Annotated in this window: 1 protein-coding gene; it reads left to right on the forward strand. The window is 31.4% G+C overall.

Going from position 1 to position 2,851, the window contains the following annotated elements:
* Positions 1–2,616 (forward strand): diguanylate cyclase (locus AC2LE6_RS08810; protein ID WP_484478889.1); only part of this gene is annotated, 2,616 nt, incomplete at its 5' end.
* Positions 2,617–2,851: the final 235 nt, after the last annotated feature.

Raw genomic sequence — 2,851 nt, forward strand, 5'->3', positions numbered from 1 at the left:
ATAATATTATTATTTGGTATAATTACTTTTGTTGGATGGATTACTGGTTTTGATAATTTGGCTAGTATCCAAGGGAGATATATACCAATGTCAAGAGATACTGCCTTATTTTTTATATTATTAGGTAGTATTTCAATACTACTTTTGAATAAGAAATCAGAAAATGTTATAAAGCTTATTAAATTTATGACACTGTTTATTGCAGTTTATGGATCATTTAAATTTGCAGAGTACTTTATTCATTTTGATTTGACGTTTGAAGATTTATGGTTACCAGCTTCTGAAGGGACAGATTTGTATCCAGTCAAAAGAATGTCACCCTATACCGGATTTTTATATATGCTTTCAGGAGTTGCAATTTTTCTATCTGTACAAAAAAATAATAAAAAGGTGAAAGAGAATATATCAGCTATATTTGGGGTTATAATATTTTTACTAAGTTTTGTTGCGGTAACTGGTTATATATTCGATTCCCCACTGCTTTATGGGTCTGGGATTATACCAATTGCAGTAAACACAGCTATTGCATTTATGTTCTTAGGCTTTTCTATAATTCTAAGTACTCACAATTCTTATATTGTTAATTATGTCACTAGTAATAAGATTTTAAAGACTTTACTTTTAACATTCATTCCTTTAACAACCATTTTGATTTTCATTATTACTCTTCTAACAAAAGTAGTACTTCAGAATAGCACAGCAAACATAGGATTATTTACATCGTTGGTATGGTTGATTACTTTGTTCATTTTCATTGTAATTATTATACCAATATCAAAAAGAATTACGCATAAGATTAACCGTGTAAACACTGAATTATTATTAACTAAAAGTATATTTGAAAATAGTATAACAAATGCACCATTGCCTATTATGATACATAAGGAAGATGGTACGGTCTTAAATCTAAGTAAAGCATGGACTAGCAGTACTGGTTATAATATAAATGATATTCCCACCATCTATGAATGGACAGAAAAAGCGTATGGTAAAAATAAAGATGAAGTTATAGACTTTATTAAGAAACTATATAAATTAACTACAAGACAACATGATGGTGAATTTGTTGTAACTACTAAAGACGGACGAAAACTTACTTGGGATTTTAATTCAGGATATATTGGTAATTTACCGAATGGTATGGCTGTAGCGATGAGTGTAGCAACAGATGTAACTGAACATAAACAACTCGTAAAACAACTCAAACAGAATGAAAAAAATTTATTAAATTCTCAAGGAATTGCTCACTTAGGAACTTGGAGACTAGATGTAAAAACCAATGAGGTAGTTTGGACAGAAGAACTATATAAAATGTATGGGTTTGATCCAAAACTTCCAGTGCCTAATTATACTGAACATATGAAATTATTTACGCCAGAGAGCTGGGAAAGACTATCTACTGCACTTGAATTGACTAGAACCCAAGGTGTACCCTATGAACTTGAATTAGAAACAGTGACTAAAGAAGGATCTAATGGTTGGATGTGGGTCAGGGGAGAAGCAGAAAAAGACGAAGATGGGAAGATTATTGCCATTTGGGGAGCGGCTCAAGACATCACTGAGAGAAATAGAATAAAACAAGAAATAAGTTACTTGAGTTATCATGATCAATTAACTGGATTATATAATAGAAGATTTTTTGAAGAACAATTGAAGAGATTAGATAATCCAAGAAATCTACCTTTATCAATTATTATGGGAGATGTAAATGGATTAAAATTAGTCAATGATGCATTTGGTCATCAAATAGGGGATCAATTACTTAAATTGATTGGAGATATAATCTCCACTAGTATTAGAGGAAACGATATTGCTGCTCGATGGGGCGGAGATGAATTTACTATATTGATGCCGACATCAGATTTAGACGCTGCAGAAGTATTAATTAATAGAATTCATCAAAAGGTTGAAGAATCTACATTTGATTATGGAAGTTTATCTATCTCTTTTGGTGTTGAAACAAAAAGAAATAAAGATGAAGATATCAATGATCTATTTAAATCAGCTGAAACATTGATGTATCAAAATAAACTTGCAGAAATTGATAGTATTCGTGGTGAGACCATTAATACAATCATGAATACATTATTTGTAAAAAGTCCGGAGGTTAAAGAACATTCAATAAGGGTCTCAGAACTTGCTGTTTCTATTGCAGAAAGTATGGGGTTATCACAATCAAAAATCAATGACATAAGAACAATTGGGATGATTCACGACATTGGTAAAATTGCTATTGATTTACATATATTGGATAAACCCGGAGAACTAACAGATGATGAGATGAAAATCATTCAACAACATCCATTATCGGGAAGCAGAATGTTAAATTCTTCACATGAATATTCTAGATTAGCTGTTGGAGTACTTCATCATCATGAACGTATAGATGGTAAAGGATATCCAAATGGAATAAGTGGAGATCAAATACCTATTGAGTCAAAAATAATTGCAGTTGCTGATGCTTATGATGCAATGACTGCAGTTAGACCATATCGTTTAAATCCTTTGTCAAAGGATGAAGCAATCTTAGAGTTACAAAAACATAGTGGTTCACAATTTGATGAGACAGTCGTAGATGTATTTGTAAACAAGATTCTACTAAAAAACATAGAATAAAGATTTTTAAATAAAGAGCAGACTATTGCTAGTCTTGCTCTTTATACGATCAAAGTATAGAAATATTTTAATTAATAAAAAGAGCCGCAAAGATGATAATAACGGGCTTGTAAGGTTTAAGTTTGATCCTGCGGACGCGGATAAGTTTCAGGGACCCTCAACTCCACCAATTGGAATGCTGATAGTAAATTGGACACTAAAAGTTGGACACTTTACTATTTAAACGAAAGACCAT

The organism is Candidatus Izemoplasma sp., assembly GCF_982632705.1.